The organism is Pseudomonas sp. PLMAX (assembly GCF_046042685.1).
Lineage (GTDB): Bacteria > Pseudomonadota > Gammaproteobacteria > Pseudomonadales > Pseudomonadaceae > Aquipseudomonas > Aquipseudomonas putida_AE.
Genome location: NZ_CP064949.1, coordinates 2,208,574 through 2,226,647, shown reverse-complemented (window position 1 = coordinate 2,226,647; position 18,074 = coordinate 2,208,574). Strand labels below are relative to the sequence as shown.

Below are 18,074 nucleotides of genomic sequence, written 5' to 3'. Positions count from 1 at the left end.
GCAGGACGACCATGAACCGCACCGTCTTCATCCTCAACGGCCCAAACCTCAACCTGCTGGGTCGTCGTGAGCCGCACATCTACGGCCACACCACGCTCGAACAAATCCGCCAACGCAGTGAGAGGCTGGCCGAAGAGCTTGATCTGGTCCTCGACTTTCGCCAGACCAACCACGAAGGCGTAATGGTCGACTGGATTCAAGAGGCCTTCGAGCAAGGCGCTGCCGTGATCATCAACCCGGCCGGCCTTTCGTTTCACTCGATTCCGGTCCTGGATGCGCTGAAGTTGCTCGACGCACCACTGATTGAGCTGCACCTGTCGAACATCCATGCACGGGACGAACTGCATCGCCACTCGATCATGTCGGGTGTGGTCAATGCGGTGATCTGCGGCATGGGCGCCGATGGATATCCCCTCGCCATCCGGGCCATTGACGACTTGCTGCGTCGTCAGGTTGCCAACCACTGACACCCCTTCGCCAGACGCTCACACGGCGGTCCCTTGGCAGATTGTTGCCAGGGCCGCTTGCGCCTGAAATTCAGTCGCCAACTGCAAAAAACCCTGAAAAAAATAATAATTCACCGCGAGACATCCCCCATGCGCCACACCCGTTTCAGCCGCAACGTGCCCGCACCTTACTCTTTGATCGGCCTGGCCCTGGCACTCAGTGCCGGCTCGGCGACTGTCGCTCACGCCGATGAAAACAGCGGATTCATCGAAGGCTCGACTGCCACGCTCAATCTGCGCAATGCCTACATCAATCGCAACTTCGTCAATCCCGCCTACCCGAACAGTGCCGCACCGCAGAACAAGGCGGAGGAATGGACGCAAAACTTTATCCTCGATGCACGCTCCGGCTACACCCCTGGGCCGGTAGGGTTCGGCGTTGATGTGCTGGGGCTTTATTCGCAGAAGCTCGACGGCGGCAAAGGCACCGCCGGCACTCAGCTTTTGCCGGTTCATGATGATGGGCGCCCCGCTGACAACTTCGGACGGCTGGGGGTTGCCGCCAAGGCCAAGGTTTCAAAAACGGTGGTAAAAGTCGGCGAATGGGTCAGCACCCTGCCGATCCTGCGTTCCGATGATGGTCGTTCGTTGCCGCAGACCTTTCGTGGCGCGCAGGTCACCTCCCAGGAAATCGGCGGGCTGACGTTGTATGGCGGTCAGATCAGACAGAACAGCCCGCGCAATGATGCGAGCATGGAAGACATGTCCATGAACGGCAAAGCGGCGTTCACCTCCGATCGATTCAACTTCGGTGGCGGTGAATACACCTTCAACGACAAGCGCACGACCGTTGGGCTCTGGTACGACGAACTCAAGGACATCTATCAGCAACAGTACTTCAGCCTGAGCCACAGCCAGCCTGTGGGCGACTGGACGCTCGGCGCCAACATGGGCTTTTTCACCGGCAAGGAAGACGGTGCCCATCTGGCTGGCGACATGGACAACAAGACCGCCTTCGGCCTGTTCTCGGCAAAACTGGGCGGCAATACGTTTTACGTCGGCCTGCAAAAGCTCACCGGCGATACCGCGTGGATGCGGGTCAACGGTGCCAGCGGCGGTACCTTGGCCAACGACAGCTACAACTCCAGTTTCGATAACGCCCAGGAGCGCTCCTGGCAGGTCCGTCACGATTTCAACTTCGTCACGGTCGGCGTCCCTGGCCTGACCCTGATGAATCGTTACTTGAGTGGCGACAACGTGCACTCGGGCGCTATTACCGATGGCAAGGAATGGGGCCGGGAATCGGAACTGGCTTACGTCGTGCAGTCGGGTGCCTTGAAAAACCTGACCGTGAAATGGCGAAACTCCAGCATTCGCAAAACGTTCAGCACCAATGAGTTTGACGAAAACCGACTGTTTATCAGCTACCCGATTTCGTTGCTGTAGTGCTGTCGAGTTGAGCAAGCTGCGTGCATCCGAAACGCTATGGACCGCACGCAGCTGCCTGACCCCTTTCACCTTTGCGGCCAGAATCCCACCTTTGCCGGGAAGCCGTCATTCAGCCGCTGGCACGGACCTGAACGCCGTGCTGAATTTCGCCATCTGGCGCAACAATTTTTCAGTTTCCCGAAAACCGATCCCGACTATTGGTCAAGTGCAGCACCATCGCAGCCCGAGCTGCATCGGGATCCTGGCGCTTGATCGCGTTGAAAATCGCTTCGTGCTCCAGACTCGCCAAATGCCCCAATTGTGAAAAGTCAGCGCTTCCACGCTCGTCGACCTTCACCTGGTTACGAGGAATCATGGCGTTGCCCAGGTGCTGCATGATTTCCGTGAAAAAAGTATTGCCGGTGGCTTCGGCAATGATCTGGTGAAAGCGCTTGTCCTCCTCGACGCAACTGTCGTTGTTAGCCAGCGAAGCCTGGTAATCAGTCAAGGCCTGGCGCATGCGAGCGAGCTGATCGTCAGTTCGACGAACAGCCGCCAGCGCAACAGCCTGCACTTCCAGGCCCAGCCTCAGCTCCAGCATGCTCCTGACACTGGCGACCGTATCCACATGCAGGCGTAGCCCTGGCTGCGATTGCTGCTCCAGCACAAACGTGCCGATGCCGTGTCGTGTCTCGACCAACCCCGAAGCTTGCAGCTTGGAGATCGCCTCCCGGACAACGGTGCGGCTTACGCCATGCTCGAGAACGATGGTGGATTCCGAGGGCAGCTTTTCGCCCGGTTTCAATTGTCCGAGCAAAATACGCTGGGTCAGTGCTTCGACCACACCCTGGGCCAGGTTGGCGGATCGTCTACGGACAGGGGTTCCGCTTTCAATTTGCATAGATTTGAGTCCACAGAATTTCGCTCTTGAGAGCTTAACACCCACCCGTGACTCCCTGGCGAACTGTGCACGTACTTCGTTGGGCCAACACGGCCCTAGCTTGTATGACAACACACCTAATCAATCGAAAACCGAGTGATAACCTCTCCTCTGACCGATGTGAAAAACCTCACCGCGCAACTTCAATTCAGGGGCATAAACACCAGATAATACTGGGAGAAATTCACACCAAGCTATTTCTCATCGCGCAGCACGACGACAAAAACGCAGACCCTCGCATTGCGAACTAGAAAAACCACTTGTATGATGTCTATCAACACAAGGCGCATCAAAGATCGCAACAAGCCGCCGGTGTGACGCTCAAACCCGCATAAAAATAATCAGTGGGAGATTTGAATTGTGAACAATTCAAGCAATGCATCTGTGGTTCCAGAAAGTGATTCGGTTCTCGCGCGCGCCGTGAGCAAAGTGAAGAGGCATGTTCTCCCGCTGTTCGTGATCATGTTCATCCTCAACTACATCGACCGGGTCAATATCGGTTTCGTGCGCACCCACATGGAACATGACCTCGGTATAGGCGCCGCCGCATACGGCCTGGGGGCAGGCCTGTTCTTCATTGGCTATGCGCTGTTCGAAGTACCTTCCAACATGCTGCTGCAAAAAGTCGGTGCCCGTATCTGGCTGACCCGCATCATGTTCACCTGGGGCATCGTGGCCACGCTGATGGCCTTCATCCAGAACGAAACCCACTTCTACATCCTGCGTTTTCTGCTGGGCGTCGCCGAAGCAGGCTTCTTCCCTGGCGTGATCTATTACTTCACCCGCTGGTTGCCAGGCGTCGAGCGCGGCAAGGCCATCGCCATCTTCCTCAGTGGCTCGGCCGTTGCCTCGCTGATTTCAGGCCCGCTGTCGGGTGCCCTGCTGCAGATCGAAGGTTTCGGTTTTCACGGCTGGCAATGGATGTTCGCCATCGAAGGCCTGGCCTCGGTATTCCTGGGCTTTTTCGTCTGGTTCTGGCTTGACTCCAAACCTCATGATGCCAAGTGGATGACCCGTGAAGAGCAAGACGCACTGGTCGGTGCCATCGATCAGGAGCAACGCGAGCGTGAAGCGCTGACCACCGTGAAACCGACCATTGGCAAGCTCCTCAAGGATCGTCAGATCCTGCTGTTTTGCGCCTTGTACTTCTGCATTCAATTGACGATCTACGCAGCGACCTTCTGGCTACCCAGCATCATCAAGAAGATGGGCGACCTGAGCGATGTGCAGGTAGGGTTTTTCAACTCGATTCCCTGGTTGATCTCGATCATCGCCATGTACTCGTTTGCCGCCCTGTCGAGCAAGTTCAAGTTCCAGCAAGCCTGGGTCGCCACTGCCCTGCTGATTGCAGCGGCTGGCATGTTCCTGTCCACCACCGGCGGGCCGATCTTCGCTTTCGTCGCCATCTGTTTCGCGGCCATCGGCTTCAAGTCAGCGTCTTCGCTGTTCTGGCCAATCCCCCAGGGCTACCTGGATGCCCGCATCGCCGCCGCCGTCATCGCGCTGATCAACTCGATTGGCAACCTGGGTGGTTTCGTCGCCCCCACGACCTTCGGTTTCCTGGAACAGACAACCGGATCGATCCAGGGCGGCCTCTATGGGCTGGCCGGCACTTCGGTACTCGCCGCGATCCTGGTGTTCTTCGCCAGGACTTCGCCGAAAGCATCGTCCCTGCTGACGCCGCCAAACGCCGCTGCAACGGGTGCGACCCTGAGCAAAGCTCACTGAACCCATTGATCGCTGACCGACCTTATTACGCAGGAATTTGCCATGAACGCTGAACAGACTGCCAACACCACCCAGTCCCCTGTCGTCACCAGTTTTCAGGTCGTACCCGTCGCGGGCCACGACAGCATGTTGCTCAACCTGAGCGGTGCCCACGGGCCGTTCTTCACCCGCAACATTGTCATTCTCAAGGACAGTGCCGGTCACACTGGCGTGGGCGAAGTACCGGGCGGCGAACGCATCCGCGAAACCCTGGAAGACGCTCGCAGCCTGGTGATCGGCCAGCCCATCGGCCAGTACCAACGCATCCTCAATCAGATGCGCAGCACCTTTGCTTCCCGTGATGCGGCGGGTCGCGGCCTGCAGACCTTCGACCTGCGCATCACCATTCACGCGGTGACCGCGATGGAAGCCGCGTTGCTCGATCTGCTGGGTCAGTTCCTCGAGGTTCCGGTGGCTGCATTGCTGGGCGAAGGGCAGCAACGCGATGCGGTGAAAATGCTCGGCTACCTGTTCTACATCGGCGACCGCACTGTCACGGACCTGGCCTACCGACACGAGTCCGACGCTGAAGACGAGTGGTTGCGGCTACGCCATGAGAAAGCGATGAGCGCCGAAGCGGTCGTGCGCCTTGCCGAAGCTGCTAAGGCCCGATACGGCTTCAACGATTTCAAGCTCAAGGGCGGTGTGCTGCGCGGCGATGAAGAAATCGAAGCGGTCACCGCGCTGGCCGAACGTTTTCCTGACGCCCGCATTACCCTTGACCCCAATGGCGCCTGGTCGCTCAAGGAAGCCATCCGCCTGTGCCGGGACCAGCACCACGTCCTCGCCTATGCCGAAGACCCGTGCGGTGCGGAAAACGGCTACTCGGGCCGCGAGGTCATGGCCGAATTCCGCCGTGCCACGGGCCTGAAGACCGCCACCAACATGATCGCCACCGACTGGCGTGAAATGGGCCATGCCATTCAACTGCAATCGGTCGATATCCCGCTTGCCGATCCGCATTTCTGGACGATGCAGGGCTCGGTCCGTGTCGCCCAGATGTGTCACGACTGGGGCCTGACCTGGGGTTCTCATTCCAACAACCACTTCGATATCTCCCTGGCCATGTTCACCCAAGTTGCCGCCGCCGCACCGGGAGAGATCACCGCGATCGACACGCACTGGATCTGGCAGGACGGCCAGCGCCTGACCCGAGAGCCGCTGAAAATCGAAGGTGGCTACGTCAAGGTTCCGACCAAGCATGGCCTGGGCGTGGACATCGACATGGACGCCGTGGCCAAGGCGCACGAACTCTACAAAGGCATGGGCCTGGGTGCGCGGGACGACAGCGTCGCCATGCAGTTCCTGATGCCTGGGTGGAGCTTCAACAACAAGCAGCCTTGCCTGGTGCGCTGATTCACGAGGGGGGCACCAGCAGTGTCCCTCCCCTGCATCGTTCATTAACCAAGCGGCGCGCTCAGTGGGCGCAAAGGATCGGCGCGGCGCGGCATACGGATTCCTCGTTCATATAATCATGGGTTTCCGTGAGGCCAATCCACGACGCAAGTGGCACGCCGAAACCAAGGCTTGAGGTTCTCGAAAATAGTTGTTGAAACACTATTCTCGATCCCCTAGCCTTCATTGAGTTTCGATTAGGAAAAGCCCCTATGCGCCCTTCACTCGCGCTTGACCTAAAGCGAAGTGCCGTCCGAGAAATGGTGAGCCGCTTTCGCGTGACTAATCCACGTATCTTCGGGTCGGTGCTGCGCGGTACCGACCTGGATGGCAGTGACCTCGACCTACTGGTCGATGCATTACCCGGCGCAACACTGTTTGACCTGGGTGGCTTACAAGTTGAATTGGAGTCACTGCTTGGCATCCATGTTGATTTGTTGACTCCCAGCGATTTGCCGTCGAAGTTTCGAGGCCAGGTCCTCGCAGAGGCCAAGCCAGTATGAATGAGAATCGTCTGGTTGATTTCCTCGGACATATGCAACAGGCCGCAGTGGATGCCTGTGGCTTCATAGAGGGTTTGGACAAAGTCGTATGGGAGACGGTTAAAACCGCGTTGCCGGAATTGTTGACGCAGCTCCCCAGCGTTCTCGAAGACGCAGACAACAAAAGCAACATTTAAATAAGAATTTGCTGGCAAGTGGCGTTCCGAACAAGGACGTGTCCAAGAAACATGGCGTGTCCGTTCCTACGCTGCATCGCTGGGTACCCGCCACTGCGCACGCTGAGCGTACTCTAAATTCCGCGTTCTTTGACGACCCCTTGCAGTAATCGGTCTTCTTCCAGATTCTATCCCGATTCGCTTTTAACTCCCATCCAATAAACAAAATGCCCAGGCACTGATCGACCTGGGATATACGATCAAACTGCAAGTGCGACCGTGCAGTGCTGGTGGCCGCTGAATGTGCCAAACATATGCACATGCGCTACAACTCATAGAACCCCGGAGGTCCTCACAGCAAGCGAGCGAATGTGGATGAAACACACTCTCTGCGTCGTCAGGTTGATTCGGTTCGCATCCGCTTCGCTCGCCATGCTCGCCACCGGTGCAGTGGCAGAGGATCTCGAGCCCAGGTCCTATGCCAATACGCCGGTCGGTATCAATTTTTTGCTCCTCGGCTACAGCGATCTGCATGGCAACGTGACGGCCAATCCCTCGATTCCGCTCGAAGATGCCAAGCTCAAGATCGAGACGGTCGTGTTCGCCTTTGCCCGGTCCCTGGACGTCTGGGGTCGTTCGGGGAAGTTCGATGTCGTCGTGCCCGAGGCGAAATTGACCGGCTCTGCCCTGCTTGCCGGTGAACCCAGGAAGCGTGATGTCACCGGGTTGATCGATCCAAGGTTTCGTTTTTCGGTCAACCTGTATGGCGCCCCGGCGATGTCCCTGGCCGAGTTCCCCAGCTACCAACAGGATGTGATCATCGGCGCCAGCCTGGCGGTCACGGCGCCACTGGGCCAATACGACGACAGCAGGCTGATTAACCTGGGCAACAATCGCTGGTCGTTCAAGCCTGAACTCGGGATTTCCAAGCGTGTGGGGCAAGTGACCCTGGAACTGTCCGGCGCGGGCACCTTTTTCACCGACAATGATGAGCTGCTTGGCGACCACGTACTGTCCCAGGACCCGATCTACCAGGTACAGGGGCATCTTATCTATGCGTTTGACAACGGTGTCTGGGCTTCGCTGGATGCGACCTGGTTCGAAGGTGGTAAAAGCTCGGTTGATGGGGTCAGTAACCACGATTATCAGGAAAACTCCCGCTACGGGTGCACCCTCACGCTGCCGTTGAACCGCAACCATTCGATCAAGCTCAATGCCAGTAATGGCGGATATACCCGCACCGGCAGCGAATTCGATGCTGTTGGCATGATCTGGCAGTATCGCTTCGGCGGTGGGCTTTGAATCTGTTCATGGGTCCGCAGCCTGGGACAACGGCCTGGCCACCTGCTCCAACGCCCGCCGCTCCGCCGCCACGCCCCAAACCCCTTGCACCAGCGCCGCCACACACATCAACGCCGCGCCGATCAGATAACCGATCAACAGACTGCCGCGTTGCTGGGTCTGGATCAGTTGGCCAAACAGCATCGGCCCGATGATGCCGCCCAGGCCAGTGCCAAAGGCGTAGAAAACGGCGATGGCCAAGGCGCGGATTTCCAGGGGGAAGGTTTCTGCCACGGTCAGGTAGGCCGAACTGGCCGCTGCCGAGGCGAAAAAGAAGATCACCATCCATGCCGCGGCTTGCTGGGTGACATCCAGCCAGCCCTGCGCGAAGGCATAACCACTGAGCGCCAGCAGGATCCCGGACGTCGCGTAGGTGAAGCTGATCATTACCCGTCGGCCGATCACGTCGAACAGGCGCCCCAACAGCAGCGGCCCGCAGAAATTGCCCAGTGCCAGGGGCAATACGTACCAGCCGACCTGCTCGGCGGGCACCTGGTAAAAATCGGTCAGTACCAGCGCATAGGTGAAGAAGATCGCGTTGTAGAAGAACGCCTGCGCAGCCATCAGGGTCATTCCCACCAGCGCCCTGCGCCTGAAGCTGACGAACAGGGTATGGAAGATCTCCGCCAGCGGCGTATGGTCCCGCGCGTGCAGGCGCAGGGGTTGGGCGGTCACGGCCGGCAGTTCATGGCCTTCTTCGCGCAGACGCGCTTCGATGCCTTCGACGATCTGTCGCGCCTCATCGTGCCGACCATGGATCACCAGCCAGCGCGGGCTTTCCGGCAGCCACAGGCGCATCACCAGGATCACCAGGCCCAGCGCGGCACCGATGCCGAAGCACAGGCGCCAGCCCAGGTCGCCACCGACCACCTGCGGGTCGAGCAGGACGATGGCCCCGCCGGCGCCCAGGGCTGCGCCTAACCAGAAGGTGCCGTTGATGGTCAGGTCGACCCAGCCGCGATAGCGCGCCGGGGTGAATTCCTGGATGGTCGAATTGATCGCCGTATATTCACCGCCGATGCCCATGCCGGTGAGGAAGCGCAACAGCAGGAAGCTTTCCAGATTGAATGAGAACGCTGCGGCCGCCGTGGCGCCGACGTACAGCCATAACGTCATGAAGAACAGCTTGCGCCGCCCCAGGCGATCGGTCAGCCAGCCGAACAGCAAGGCACCGACCACGGCGCCGGCGATGTAGATGCCACCCGCCAGGCCAATATCGAAGTTGCTCATGCGCAGGTCGGGGCTGTTTTTCAGCGCGCCGGACACCGAGCCGGCCAGGGTCACTTCCAGGCCGTCGAGCAACCAGGTGATGCCCAGCGCGGCCACCAGCAGGGTGTGAAAGCGGCCCCATGGCAGGCGGTCCAGGCGGGCTGGAAGATCGGTTTGGAATATCGCGCCGGCTTGTTGGTGGGTCATCGCCACAACTGGGTCATGTGCAGTGTGTTGTGAATTAGGAGTCAGCCCCAGGAGCGGGAGTTCAACATTCACACCCAACAAACCTGTAGGAGCTGGCTTGAACTGGTCAAGTAATCCCGGACACCGATTACGGTGTTTATGCCGCTTTTTGCTCCATAGCTATTGGCGACAGGTAGTTGTTGTAGCTGTGGAGCCTGGTGCGGTTGTAATACATGAAGAAGCGCACCATGTCGGTTTTTGCTTCTTCGACCATGCTGTAGCCGCTGCGGGGAACCCATTCTGATTTCAGTGTGCCGAAAAAACGCTCTGTTGGAGCGTTGTCCCAGCACTGTCCGCGATGACTCATGCTCTGCAAAATGCCGTGGCGGGCCAGTTCTTCTTGAAACTTACGACTGGTGTACTGACAGCCCTGATCCGAGTGGAACATCAGTCCCGGCGGGCAGGTTCGTACCTCTGTCGCCATGCGTAGCGCCTTGCTCACCAAGTTGGCGTCATTGACTAGAGAGAATGCCCAGCCAATGACTCGACGAGCAAACAGGTCAATTACGATGGCCAGGTGAACCCAGCGCTTACCCACCATCAAGCTGGTAACGTCGCCACACCAGACCTGATCAACAGCAGCCGGTTTGAAGTTGCGTTTGAGTCGATTAGGCGCAACAAATGCTTCAACCCCCTTGGACCTGAATGGATGCGGCTGGCGTTGTTTACTGACAATGTTGGCCTCCCTCATCAGTGTTCTGACAAGACTCCTTCCGACCGCTATGTTTTGCGACTTCAGGCCCTTGCTAATCATCCTGGAACCCATGGCTTCACGGCTTTCGCTGTGCAGTTCAACCACTTTCAGCTTGAGCTCCTCGCGTCTGACCTGCGGCTTGGCGAGCCGCTGAAGCCACTCATAAAAGCTGCTGCGCTTCACACCAAAAACGCGACACACGATAGCCGTCGGGAATGACTCTCTTAGCTCCGCAATCATCGAAAACGATCGGGATCCGACATCAAGAGAGCGGTAGCCTTTTTTAAGATCTCGGCCTCCATCTCCATACGCTTGATCTTGGCTTTTAGCTCCTGAATCTGGCGCTGATCTTCGGTAATCGCCTTGGTGCCTTTGACGGCCTGGCCCTCGCGTTCCTTGCGAACCTGATCGACCCAGCGCCGTAAAGCGGTGGGCCCGATATCCAGCGATGCACAAACATCTGGAACCGAACAGTTATCATCAAGCACCATGCTGGCAGCCTGAAGCTTGAACTCGCGGGTGTAGACCTTTCTTTCGTTCATGGAACCTCCAAGTTGGCGAAATCATATCGCCCTTAAGAGGTGTCCGGAATAATTAGGCCAGTTCAGCTTGCCAGCGAAGAGGCCCGCACAGCCGACATCTTCCTCGCCTGACAAACCGCCTTCGCTGGCAAGCCAGCTCCTACAAGGTGATCACCGCCAGACGCAATTCCCGGCAACACCCAACAAACCGGCTCCTACAGATGTGTGTCGCTTAGCTTCTGACGAAAGCCAGCAAATCGGCGTTGATGGCATCGGCGTGAGTGGTCGGCATGCCGTGGGGGTAGCCCGGGTAGGTTTTCAGCGTGCCGTTTTGCAACAGCTTGGCTGACAACGGTCCGGAGTCTTCATAAGGCACGATCTGGTCGTCATCGCCATGCATCACCAGCACCGGGATCGTGATCTTCTTCAGATCTTCGGTGAAGTCGGTCTGGGAAAAGGCCACGATCCCGTCGTAATGGGCAATGGCACAGCCCATCATGCCTTGTCGCCACCAGTTCTGGATGTTGCCCTCGGACGGTGTTGCACCCGGGCGGTTATACCCGTAGAAAGGCCCCGCCGGAACGTCACGGTAGAACTGGGCGCGGTTGGCCTTGAGCTGCGCCTGCAAGTCATCGAACACCGACTTGGGCAAGCCGCCCGGATTGCCAGGGGTCTGCACCATCAAGGGTGGCACGGCGCTGATGATGACGGCCTTCGACACGCGGTTTTCGCCGTGCCGGGCAATGTAATGGATGACTTCACCACCGCCGGTGGAGTGCCCTACATGGACGGCACCCTGCACGCCAAGGTGGTCGACCACGGCCCTGACGTCATCGGCATAGTGATCCATGTCGTGCCCGTCCCAGACCTGACTGGAGCGCCCGTGGCCGCGCCGGTCGTGGGCAATCACCCGGTAGCCGTTCGCCAGGAAAAACAGCATCTGGGCATCCCAGTCATCGGCACTCAGTGGCCATCCGTGATGAAACCAGATCACCGGGGCCTCGCGCGGCCCCCAGTCTTTGTAAAAGATCTCGACACCGTCCTGCGTAGTGACATACCCCATGTTCGCGTCTCCTCAATGAAAGGTTGCACCGCCTGGCCGCCAAAACACCTTGGGTTCAAAGGCAACTTCAAGATCAATGCTTTTTGGCAGGAGTATGAGGATAGGCGAACTGGGGGAAATCAGCGGATTAGTGTCATCACGCATCCGCGTGACCAGAGAAATGTCATCCCTCGATCCAAACTTTTCCCTTTGCCGGGCGTCCCTTGTTTAAGACGGCCATAAGGCCTGTCTACCCCGGACAGCTGACCCTCAGCCAAGGACTTGTGATGACTTTTTTCATTTTTCTGCTCGCCTGTGCGGCGGCCGCCAGCACTGGCATCCTGTTCAAACCGGGCCAGTGGTACGAATCCCTGGTCAAACCCGGCTTCACGCCGCCCAATTGGGTGTTTCCCCTCGCCTGGACGACCATCTACCTGCTGCTCGCCTGGGGCGGATACCGGATGACCTTGATACCGGGTAGCCAGGTGGTGCTGGCGTTATGGGCGGCGCAGATTGCGCTGAATACGCTGTGGACGCCGGTGTTCTTCGGCGCGCACCACCTTCTCGCCGCCATGCTGATCCTGGCACTGCTCTGGCTGGTGGCCGTGGCAATGGTGGTAATGGCAGTGCGGCTCGACGTCATCACTGGCCTGATCTTCTTTCCTTACATTGCCTGGCTGTGTGTAGCGGCCGCGTTGAATTTTTCCATCTGGCGCAATAACCGCTGATACCACCTAGCCCACTGAAGTCGCCCTTGCAGCCTGTGCTGGGTGACGGGATGTCACCAGGCCGATAAAGGAAATCGCCAGCGCCAGGCCGATGGTGGTGCTCACTTCGGTGCGGTGCTCGGGGGTGATCATCATCACCGCCAGCGCCGCGCAGATGAACACGATCACCAGCCACGTCAGCCAGGGAAACAGCCACATGCGAAAGGTCAGCTCGACCTTCTGCCGACGCAACATCCGCCGCATGCGCAACTGCGATACGGCAATGGCCAGGTACACCAGCAAGGCGATGGCGCCTGAACTGGCAAGCAGGAACTGGAACAGGCCGGCAGGCATGAAGTAGCTCCACACGGTGATCGCGGCGCCCAGCACGGTGCTGGCGATAACGGCTGCCCGCGGCACGCCTTCGCTGGAGGTCGCCTTCAGCGCTTTCGGCGCATCGCCACGACGACCCAGCGAGTACAGCATGCGCGAGGCAATGTAGATCGAGGAGTTCATGCAACTGGCCACGGCGATCAGCACCACCACGTCCACCATGAACTTGGCGTGGGGAATGTTCATGATTTCCAGTGCGCGCTGGTAGGAGCCCACGGAAGCCAGCAGCGGATCATTCCAGGGCACCACGGAGATGACCACGAAAATCGACAACAGGTAGAACACGCCGATGCGCCAGATCACCGAGCGGGTGGCCTTGGCAATGTTCTGCGAGGGATTATCGGATTCGGCGGCGGCGATGGTCACCGCCTCCGTCCCGATGAAGCTGAACATGATGGTGATGAAGGCGCCCACCACCGCCGACAGGCCGTTGGGGGCGAACCCGCCGTGTTCGGCCATCAGGCCACTCAAGCCGCTGACCTGCCGATCGGGCACCCAGCCCATCAACACGGCAAACCCCACGCCGATGAAACCGATGATCGCCACCACCTTGGCCATGGCGAACCAGAATTCGAACTCGCCGTACTTGGAGACACTGAACAGGTTGGTGATCACCAACGCAATGATCGACGCCAGGGCGAACAGCCAGGCATCGATCTGGGGAAACCATTGGTTCAGCACATGGCCGGCGGCCAGTGCTTCGATAGGGATCACCAGGACCCAGAACCACCAGTAGAGCCATCCGATGGTGAAGCCGGCCCAGCGCCCGATGGCCTGGTCGGCATAGGTCGAAAATGACCCGGTATCGGGATTGGCCACCGCCATTTCCCCGAGCATGCGCATGACCAGCACCACCAGCAGGCCGGAGAACAGATAGGCCAGCAATACGGCCGGACCGGCCGCCGCAATGGCATGTCCCGAGCCGACGAACAATCCGGCACCGATGATGCCGGCGATGGAAAGCATGGTGACGTGACGAGGCTTGAAGCCCTGCGCCAATTGGCCGTTCGAATCCTTGGAACTCGGGCTTGTCATTGTGTGCACCGCGGCAAAAGATGCGCCACCTTACCCGGCTTTTCCGCCAAATCAGTTACCTGATCACGCCGCCTCCGTGTCTGATCTCGACACGGGCGAGCTATTCGTTCACGGCCAAGACTCGTCGGTCAATTAGCCGGCATCGCAATCAATTGCGCTCGGATGGCTGCAGGCGTGGCTTGTACATGCCGTTGGCGATCATCAGCGCAGGCTCTTCATCGTCGTGTTGCTGGCTGAGGAATTCGCGTATCGCTTCGGCGGTTCGCCTGGCGCTGGTCACCACGAAAAAATGCCCCTCGCCCTGCAGGACGTACAATTCGGCACGGCGGATGGCGCGGCGCAGGATGTGCGCGTTGTACAGCCGCACCAGGGTGTCGCGTTCGCCAGTGAGAATCAGCGTGCGCTGGCGCAGACGGAACAGCCGCAGCAGGCTGGTCCAGCCGACCAGGGCGGCTAGCTGGTGGTAATAGGTCCGCGGGTTGGCCGTGAGCATGCCGTTCACCACACCGAAGCGCAGCAGCGTCTGTAGCGAATTGCTCGAGCCTTCCTGCTTGCCCGGTTTGACACGTTTGCTACTGCGAAAAAAATCCAGGATATCGGCGGGCTTCACCAGCATCGCCGGGCCGGCGGAGGTCGCGGCAAGGATCAGCCGACGCACCATGCCCGGGTAACGCAGGGCGAATTCTTGCGCCAATGCACCGCCCCAACTCACACCGAACACATCGACCTGTTCGATCCCCAATTGCTTGAGCATCTCGGCGATCAGGTCGGCATGGCGCGGCAGACGCATCGGCCTGCGGGGCATTTGCGATTTTCCGACCCCGGGCACATCCAGCGTAATGGTCCTGTAGCCCACCAGTTCATCGCGCAGGGGATCGAAGGTACGGATCAAACCACCCAGGCCATTGAGCAAGAGCAGCGGTGAACCTTGGCCGCGGATTGAAACGTTCAACTGCAAATCTTGAATGGTCAACTTGTGCGTTGTCATGGATTCCTCCCTGGCCTGCCTCATGGATCTCAATGGCAGGAATAACACCCTCGACGGTTTTGGGGCCTTTCATTGGCGCTGTCCAGGTCGATCTTCAAGTCGTGGGCACTGATGATCTTGAGCATTGAAATCTTCCCCGCTCAGGCGCCTGGGTTTGAAACTTGAATGAAGATCGACCAGGCCCCGAGCAGTATCCAGAATGTGGTAAAGATCCATGGCGTACGCACCGAAAACAACAAGGCTTTGCGGTAGCCTTTATGCGTGGACTCTCGTTCGGAAAACAAAGGGGATTCGTCGTAGGCCAATCCCATCAGCGGCTCACTGCTCAGCAGCTCGCTCTGCTTGAAATACCAGTGATCGATAATGTCATAGGCCGCGCGAATGCCGGGCCAGGCATTCAGGGAACTGAGCACCCCAAACAATGCCAGAAACGGGGGTACCACCAACGTGAACAGCTTGCCCCACTCGGGGTTCAGATTGGCCATGCAGGAAGCAAAGGCAATCACCAGAAACGACTGTGCGGCCAGGTAAGCGTCCGTCCGATTGGCGAGGATACTGGTCTCGTACTGAATCTCCCTTCGGTAGAAATCCAAGCGTTCTTTGGGCGAGCCAAACATCTTTGCGTTGTGCTCGCTCAGCTCGGTTTGATCGATGTGAGAGGTCAGGATTTTCGGCACGATGGTTTCACTCTGATCGGTTGGTACGGTGGCCATTTCATCTGAAGGTGATGGGCCTGAGAAAATTTTCTAAAGATTCTTCAAATTCGACGAGCGGCACGGCGTACTACCACTCAGACGTTTACTTCACCAGTCGTCGCTCGATCCTTCGCTGAGCAAAACTTACACAACGCAAACGCTCTCTACATCGCGCGGAAAAACCAGCGGCCCAGAAGCGCCATGTCGCGATTTTTTAAGGAATGGGTCAAGGAACCTGATTTTCAAACCGGGAAGGCCGCCGCTTAAAGTCGTCTCCAGGCCTCAAGCCGAGAAATACGGGATCAGTGACGTGACATGGCGTGAGACAGCCACCTTGAGCTGGACAGAGGTGGCCACTTGATGAGCCTGAAAGCCTGCATAGGGCCAAAAGCCCCCTCCACCCTCAACCCCGTCCAACCACCGGCGCGTGCTCGGCCATCAATTCCATTACCCAGTCGATGAATACCCGCACCTTGGCGCTGACATGGCGATTGGGCGGGAATGCCAGGTACATCGGCATCGGTGCCATGTGCCAGTCCTCAAACAGTGGCAGCAGCTCGCCGCTGACCACGTGCGGTTTGGCCATGTACTGCGGTAGCCAGAGCATGCCCAGACCCGCCAGACCTGCGGCGAGGTAGGCATTGCCGTCGTCGACCGTCAGCTGCGGGCGGCCCTGGGCCTCGATGCGTTCCTCGCCCCGCTGCATCGCGTAGGGCAAGGCTTTGCCTGTACGAAACCAGAGAAAGCCGACGGTATTGTGCCCGCCCTCCTCCAGCTCACGTGGGTGCGTCGGCGTACCGCAGCGCTGCAGGTAGCCCGGCGCGGCATAGATACCGAGTTGCAGATCGCCCACATGCCTTGCCACCAGGGACTGATCGGTGATCTCGCCGCCACGCAACACGCAGTCGACGTTTTCGCCAATGATGTCGACGATTCGATCGCTCACACCGACGGTCAGCTGGATTTCCGGGTAGCGTGCAAAGAACCCGGGCAAGGCGGGTATCAGCAGCATTCGCGCCAGCGGACTGGGCACATCCACCCGCAGCCGCCCGCGCGGTGTCATCGACGCGCTGGACAGGCTGGTCTCGGCGTCGTCCATATCGGCCAGCAGCCGGGTGACGCGCTCGTAGTAGGCCGCGCCATCGGCGGTGACGTTGACCTTGCGTGTGGTGCGGTTGAGCAGGCGCACGCGCAGCCGCGCTTCCAGTTGCTGGACGAGCTGCGTCACGCTGGTCTTGCTCATGTGCAGGGTGGCTGCCGCCTTGGTGAAGCTGCCGGTTTCCACCACTCGGGCGAAGGCCTGCATCGCATCGAAACGGTCCATTTCACGCCTCACTCGGGTCTGGATAGTTTGGATTCTACAAACAGTCATGACCAGAGTTGCTTGTTTATCCACGTCGGCCGACTTTCTACAGTAGTTCCATCATCAGCAACGGGCCGCGATGGCCCCGAAGGAGCTATGCAATGACCATTGAACGTGATGTCGTTTTCCCGCCTGATCGCCATGCACTGTACGAACTGCACCGCTACTCGCCGGCGATTCGCTCCAACGGTTTTCTGTTCGTATCCGGTCAGGTCGGCAGCCGCAAGGATGGCTCGGCCGAGCCGGACCTCGCGGCGCAGGTGCGCCTGGCCTTCACCAATCTCAACGCGATCCTGGCCGAGGCCGGCAGTAGTTTCGAGGATGTGGTCGACACGATCATCTTCATGGTCGAGCCCGACTCGACATTCGAAACCATCTGGGAGGTAGCGGCCGAGTACTGGGGCGAAGCGCCCTACCCGACGGCGACCGCTATCGGCGTGACCTGGCTGTCCGGCTTCGACTTCGAGATCAAGGTGATTGCCAAACTACCGCAATAGACCCGACTCAGTCCCTCCTCCGATCGCCAAAGGAAACAGTTTGTTTTTTCCAGAGAGCGCTATTCGTTCACGGGGATTCAAGCGTCGACTGGATCGTAATCGTTCACGTTGGCGACCTGGGCATGGAGGCGGCCCAACAACTCGATCAACGTGTCCACTTCCGAAGCTGAGAGCCCACTGAGCAACCGCCGTTCGCGTTCCAGTGCAACCTTGAGCACCCGATCATGCAGCGCTTTGCCACTGTCAGTCAGGCTGACGGTGTAGCGCCGTGCATCCTTGGAATCGACCTGGCTGCAAATGTGCCCGGCCACTTCCAGCGATTGCAGTGAACGGCTGACCGCACTCTTGTCGAGGCCGATCGTCTGACAGATTCGATTGGCAGTGATGTCATTTTCCACGGCGAGCATCGAGAGCATTCGCCACTCGACCACACCGATGCCGAAATGCTTGCGATAGCACTGCGACGCCCCCGAGGAGAGCTTGTTGGACAGGAAATTCAGCAGTGCAGGGACATAACGCGTCAGGTTCAGCTGGGATTCTGCGGACATTGAGCAAACACCTTGGATCGGCGGGTCTTGGAATATTAGTTGACACCGCAACTAAATAATCGGAGGATTTCCCTACCGAACGTCACGGGCGATGATTCGCATGATAGGCCGTCGCCCTGACTCATAAAAATAATTATCAGGTCCTGGTCATGAACCCCTTC

General features: G+C 58.7%; 19 protein-coding genes and 1 pseudogene. 10 read left to right on the top strand and 10 right to left on the bottom strand.

Annotation, left to right across the window (positions count from 1 at the left end; all coding sequences use genetic code 11):
- The first annotated feature begins 11 nt into the window (after window positions 1–11).
- Window positions 12–467 (top strand): type II 3-dehydroquinate dehydratase, encoded by a 456-nt coding sequence (locus tag DKB71_RS10215; RefSeq protein ID WP_408600263.1) that lies wholly within the window; start codon window positions 12–14, stop codon window positions 465–467.
- Between the two features lie 129 nt (window positions 468–596).
- On the top strand, window positions 597–1,892 hold the full coding sequence (locus tag DKB71_RS10210; protein ID WP_323607666.1) for an OprD family porin: 1,296 nt from the start codon (window positions 597–599) through the stop codon (window positions 1,890–1,892).
- 172 nt (window positions 1,893–2,064) lie between these two features.
- On the opposite strand, the gene DKB71_RS10205 is transcribed toward DKB71_RS10210, so the two are convergent.
- Window positions 2,065–2,775: a FadR/GntR family transcriptional regulator gene (locus DKB71_RS10205; protein WP_274076466.1), complete on the bottom strand. Its 711-nt coding sequence runs from the start codon at window positions 2,773–2,775 to the stop codon at window positions 2,065–2,067.
- 399 nt (window positions 2,776–3,174) lie between these two features.
- Between DKB71_RS10205 and DKB71_RS10200 the strand changes: the two genes are divergently transcribed.
- The 6 genes and pseudogenes from DKB71_RS10200 (at window position 3,175) to DKB71_RS10175 (ending at window position 7,936) form a co-directional block, all read left to right on the top strand.
- Window positions 3,175–4,542, top strand: a complete 1,368-nt coding sequence (locus DKB71_RS10200; protein WP_274076365.1) for an MFS transporter — start codon at window positions 3,175–3,177, stop codon at window positions 4,540–4,542.
- 42 nt (window positions 4,543–4,584) lie between these two features.
- A complete protein-coding gene (gene gudD, locus DKB71_RS10195; protein WP_408600262.1) occupies window positions 4,585–5,937 on the top strand; it encodes a glucarate dehydratase in 1,353 nt (450 codons plus the stop codon).
- A 251-nt stretch (window positions 5,938–6,188) separates the two neighbouring features.
- Window positions 6,189–6,479, top strand: a complete 291-nt coding sequence (locus tag DKB71_RS10190; RefSeq protein WP_323607664.1) for a nucleotidyltransferase domain-containing protein — start codon at window positions 6,189–6,191, stop codon at window positions 6,477–6,479.
- The gene (locus DKB71_RS10185; protein WP_408600260.1) at window positions 6,476–6,655 is read left to right on the top strand and encodes a hypothetical protein; all 180 of its coding nucleotides are present in this window, start codon (window positions 6,476–6,478) and stop codon (window positions 6,653–6,655) included. Before DKB71_RS10190 ends, DKB71_RS10185 begins: the two co-directional genes overlap by 4 nt.
- Before the next feature lie 2 nt (window positions 6,656–6,657).
- Window positions 6,658–6,804, top strand: a pseudogene (locus DKB71_RS10180) (helix-turn-helix domain-containing protein); the annotation flags it as partial.
- 205 nt (window positions 6,805–7,009) lie between these two features.
- On the top strand, window positions 7,010–7,936 hold the full coding sequence (locus DKB71_RS10175; RefSeq protein WP_408600259.1) for a transporter: 927 nt from the start codon (window positions 7,010–7,012) through the stop codon (window positions 7,934–7,936).
- 6 nt (window positions 7,937–7,942) lie between these two features.
- On the opposite strand, the gene DKB71_RS10170 is transcribed toward DKB71_RS10175, so the two are convergent.
- From DKB71_RS10170 to DKB71_RS10155, 4 genes are all read right to left on the bottom strand, one after another.
- On the bottom strand, window positions 7,943–9,391 hold the full coding sequence (locus DKB71_RS10170; RefSeq protein ID WP_408600258.1) for an MFS transporter: 1,449 nt from the start codon (window positions 9,389–9,391) through the stop codon (window positions 7,943–7,945).
- 136 nt (window positions 9,392–9,527) lie between these two features.
- Window positions 9,528–10,364: an IS3 family transposase gene (locus tag DKB71_RS10165; protein WP_408600077.1), complete on the bottom strand. Its 837-nt coding sequence runs from the start codon at window positions 10,362–10,364 to the stop codon at window positions 9,528–9,530.
- Entirely contained in the window at window positions 10,361–10,666 is a 306-nt protein-coding gene (locus tag DKB71_RS10160) for a transposase (RefSeq protein WP_323609148.1), read from the bottom strand. The genes DKB71_RS10165 and DKB71_RS10160 overlap by 4 nt, the downstream gene beginning before the upstream one ends.
- Before the next feature lie 211 nt (window positions 10,667–10,877).
- Window positions 10,878–11,708 (bottom strand): alpha/beta fold hydrolase, encoded by an 831-nt coding sequence (locus tag DKB71_RS10155; RefSeq protein ID WP_408600257.1) that lies wholly within the window; start codon window positions 11,706–11,708, stop codon window positions 10,878–10,880.
- Between the two features lie 266 nt (window positions 11,709–11,974).
- On the opposite strand from DKB71_RS10155, the gene tspO reads away from it, so the two are divergent.
- Window positions 11,975–12,415 (top strand): tryptophan-rich sensory protein TspO, encoded by a 441-nt coding sequence (gene tspO / locus DKB71_RS10150; RefSeq protein ID WP_408600256.1) that lies wholly within the window; start codon window positions 11,975–11,977, stop codon window positions 12,413–12,415.
- A 6-nt stretch (window positions 12,416–12,421) separates the two neighbouring features.
- Here tspO and gabP read toward each other — a convergent pair whose 3' ends face one another.
- The 4 genes from gabP to DKB71_RS10130 all read right to left on the bottom strand — a co-directional run bounded on the left by gabP (window position 12,422) and on the right by DKB71_RS10130 (window position 16,829).
- The gene (gabP, locus tag DKB71_RS10145) at window positions 12,422–13,822 is read right to left on the bottom strand and encodes a GABA permease (protein ID WP_408600255.1); all 1,401 of its coding nucleotides are present in this window, start codon (window positions 13,820–13,822) and stop codon (window positions 12,422–12,424) included.
- 148 nt (window positions 13,823–13,970) lie between these two features.
- The gene (locus DKB71_RS10140; RefSeq protein WP_408600254.1) at window positions 13,971–14,810 is read right to left on the bottom strand and encodes an alpha/beta fold hydrolase; all 840 of its coding nucleotides are present in this window, start codon (window positions 14,808–14,810) and stop codon (window positions 13,971–13,973) included.
- 140 nt (window positions 14,811–14,950) lie between these two features.
- A complete protein-coding gene (locus tag DKB71_RS10135) occupies window positions 14,951–15,487 on the bottom strand; it encodes a hypothetical protein (RefSeq protein ID WP_408601075.1) in 537 nt (178 codons plus the stop codon).
- Window positions 15,488–15,908: 421 nt separating this feature from the next.
- A complete protein-coding gene (locus DKB71_RS10130; RefSeq protein ID WP_408600253.1) occupies window positions 15,909–16,829 on the bottom strand; it encodes a LysR family transcriptional regulator in 921 nt (306 codons plus the stop codon).
- Window positions 16,830–16,969: 140 nt separating this feature from the next.
- Here DKB71_RS10130 and DKB71_RS10125 point away from each other — a divergent pair, with 140 nt between their 5' ends.
- Window positions 16,970–17,365: a RidA family protein gene (locus tag DKB71_RS10125; RefSeq protein ID WP_408600252.1), complete on the top strand. Its 396-nt coding sequence runs from the start codon at window positions 16,970–16,972 to the stop codon at window positions 17,363–17,365.
- 77 nt (window positions 17,366–17,442) lie between these two features.
- Here DKB71_RS10125 and DKB71_RS10120 read toward each other — a convergent pair whose 3' ends face one another.
- Window positions 17,443–17,913, bottom strand: coding sequence for a MarR family winged helix-turn-helix transcriptional regulator (locus DKB71_RS10120; RefSeq protein WP_408600251.1), 471 nt, complete (start codon window positions 17,911–17,913; stop codon window positions 17,443–17,445).
- Window positions 17,914–18,074 lie beyond the last annotated feature (161 nt).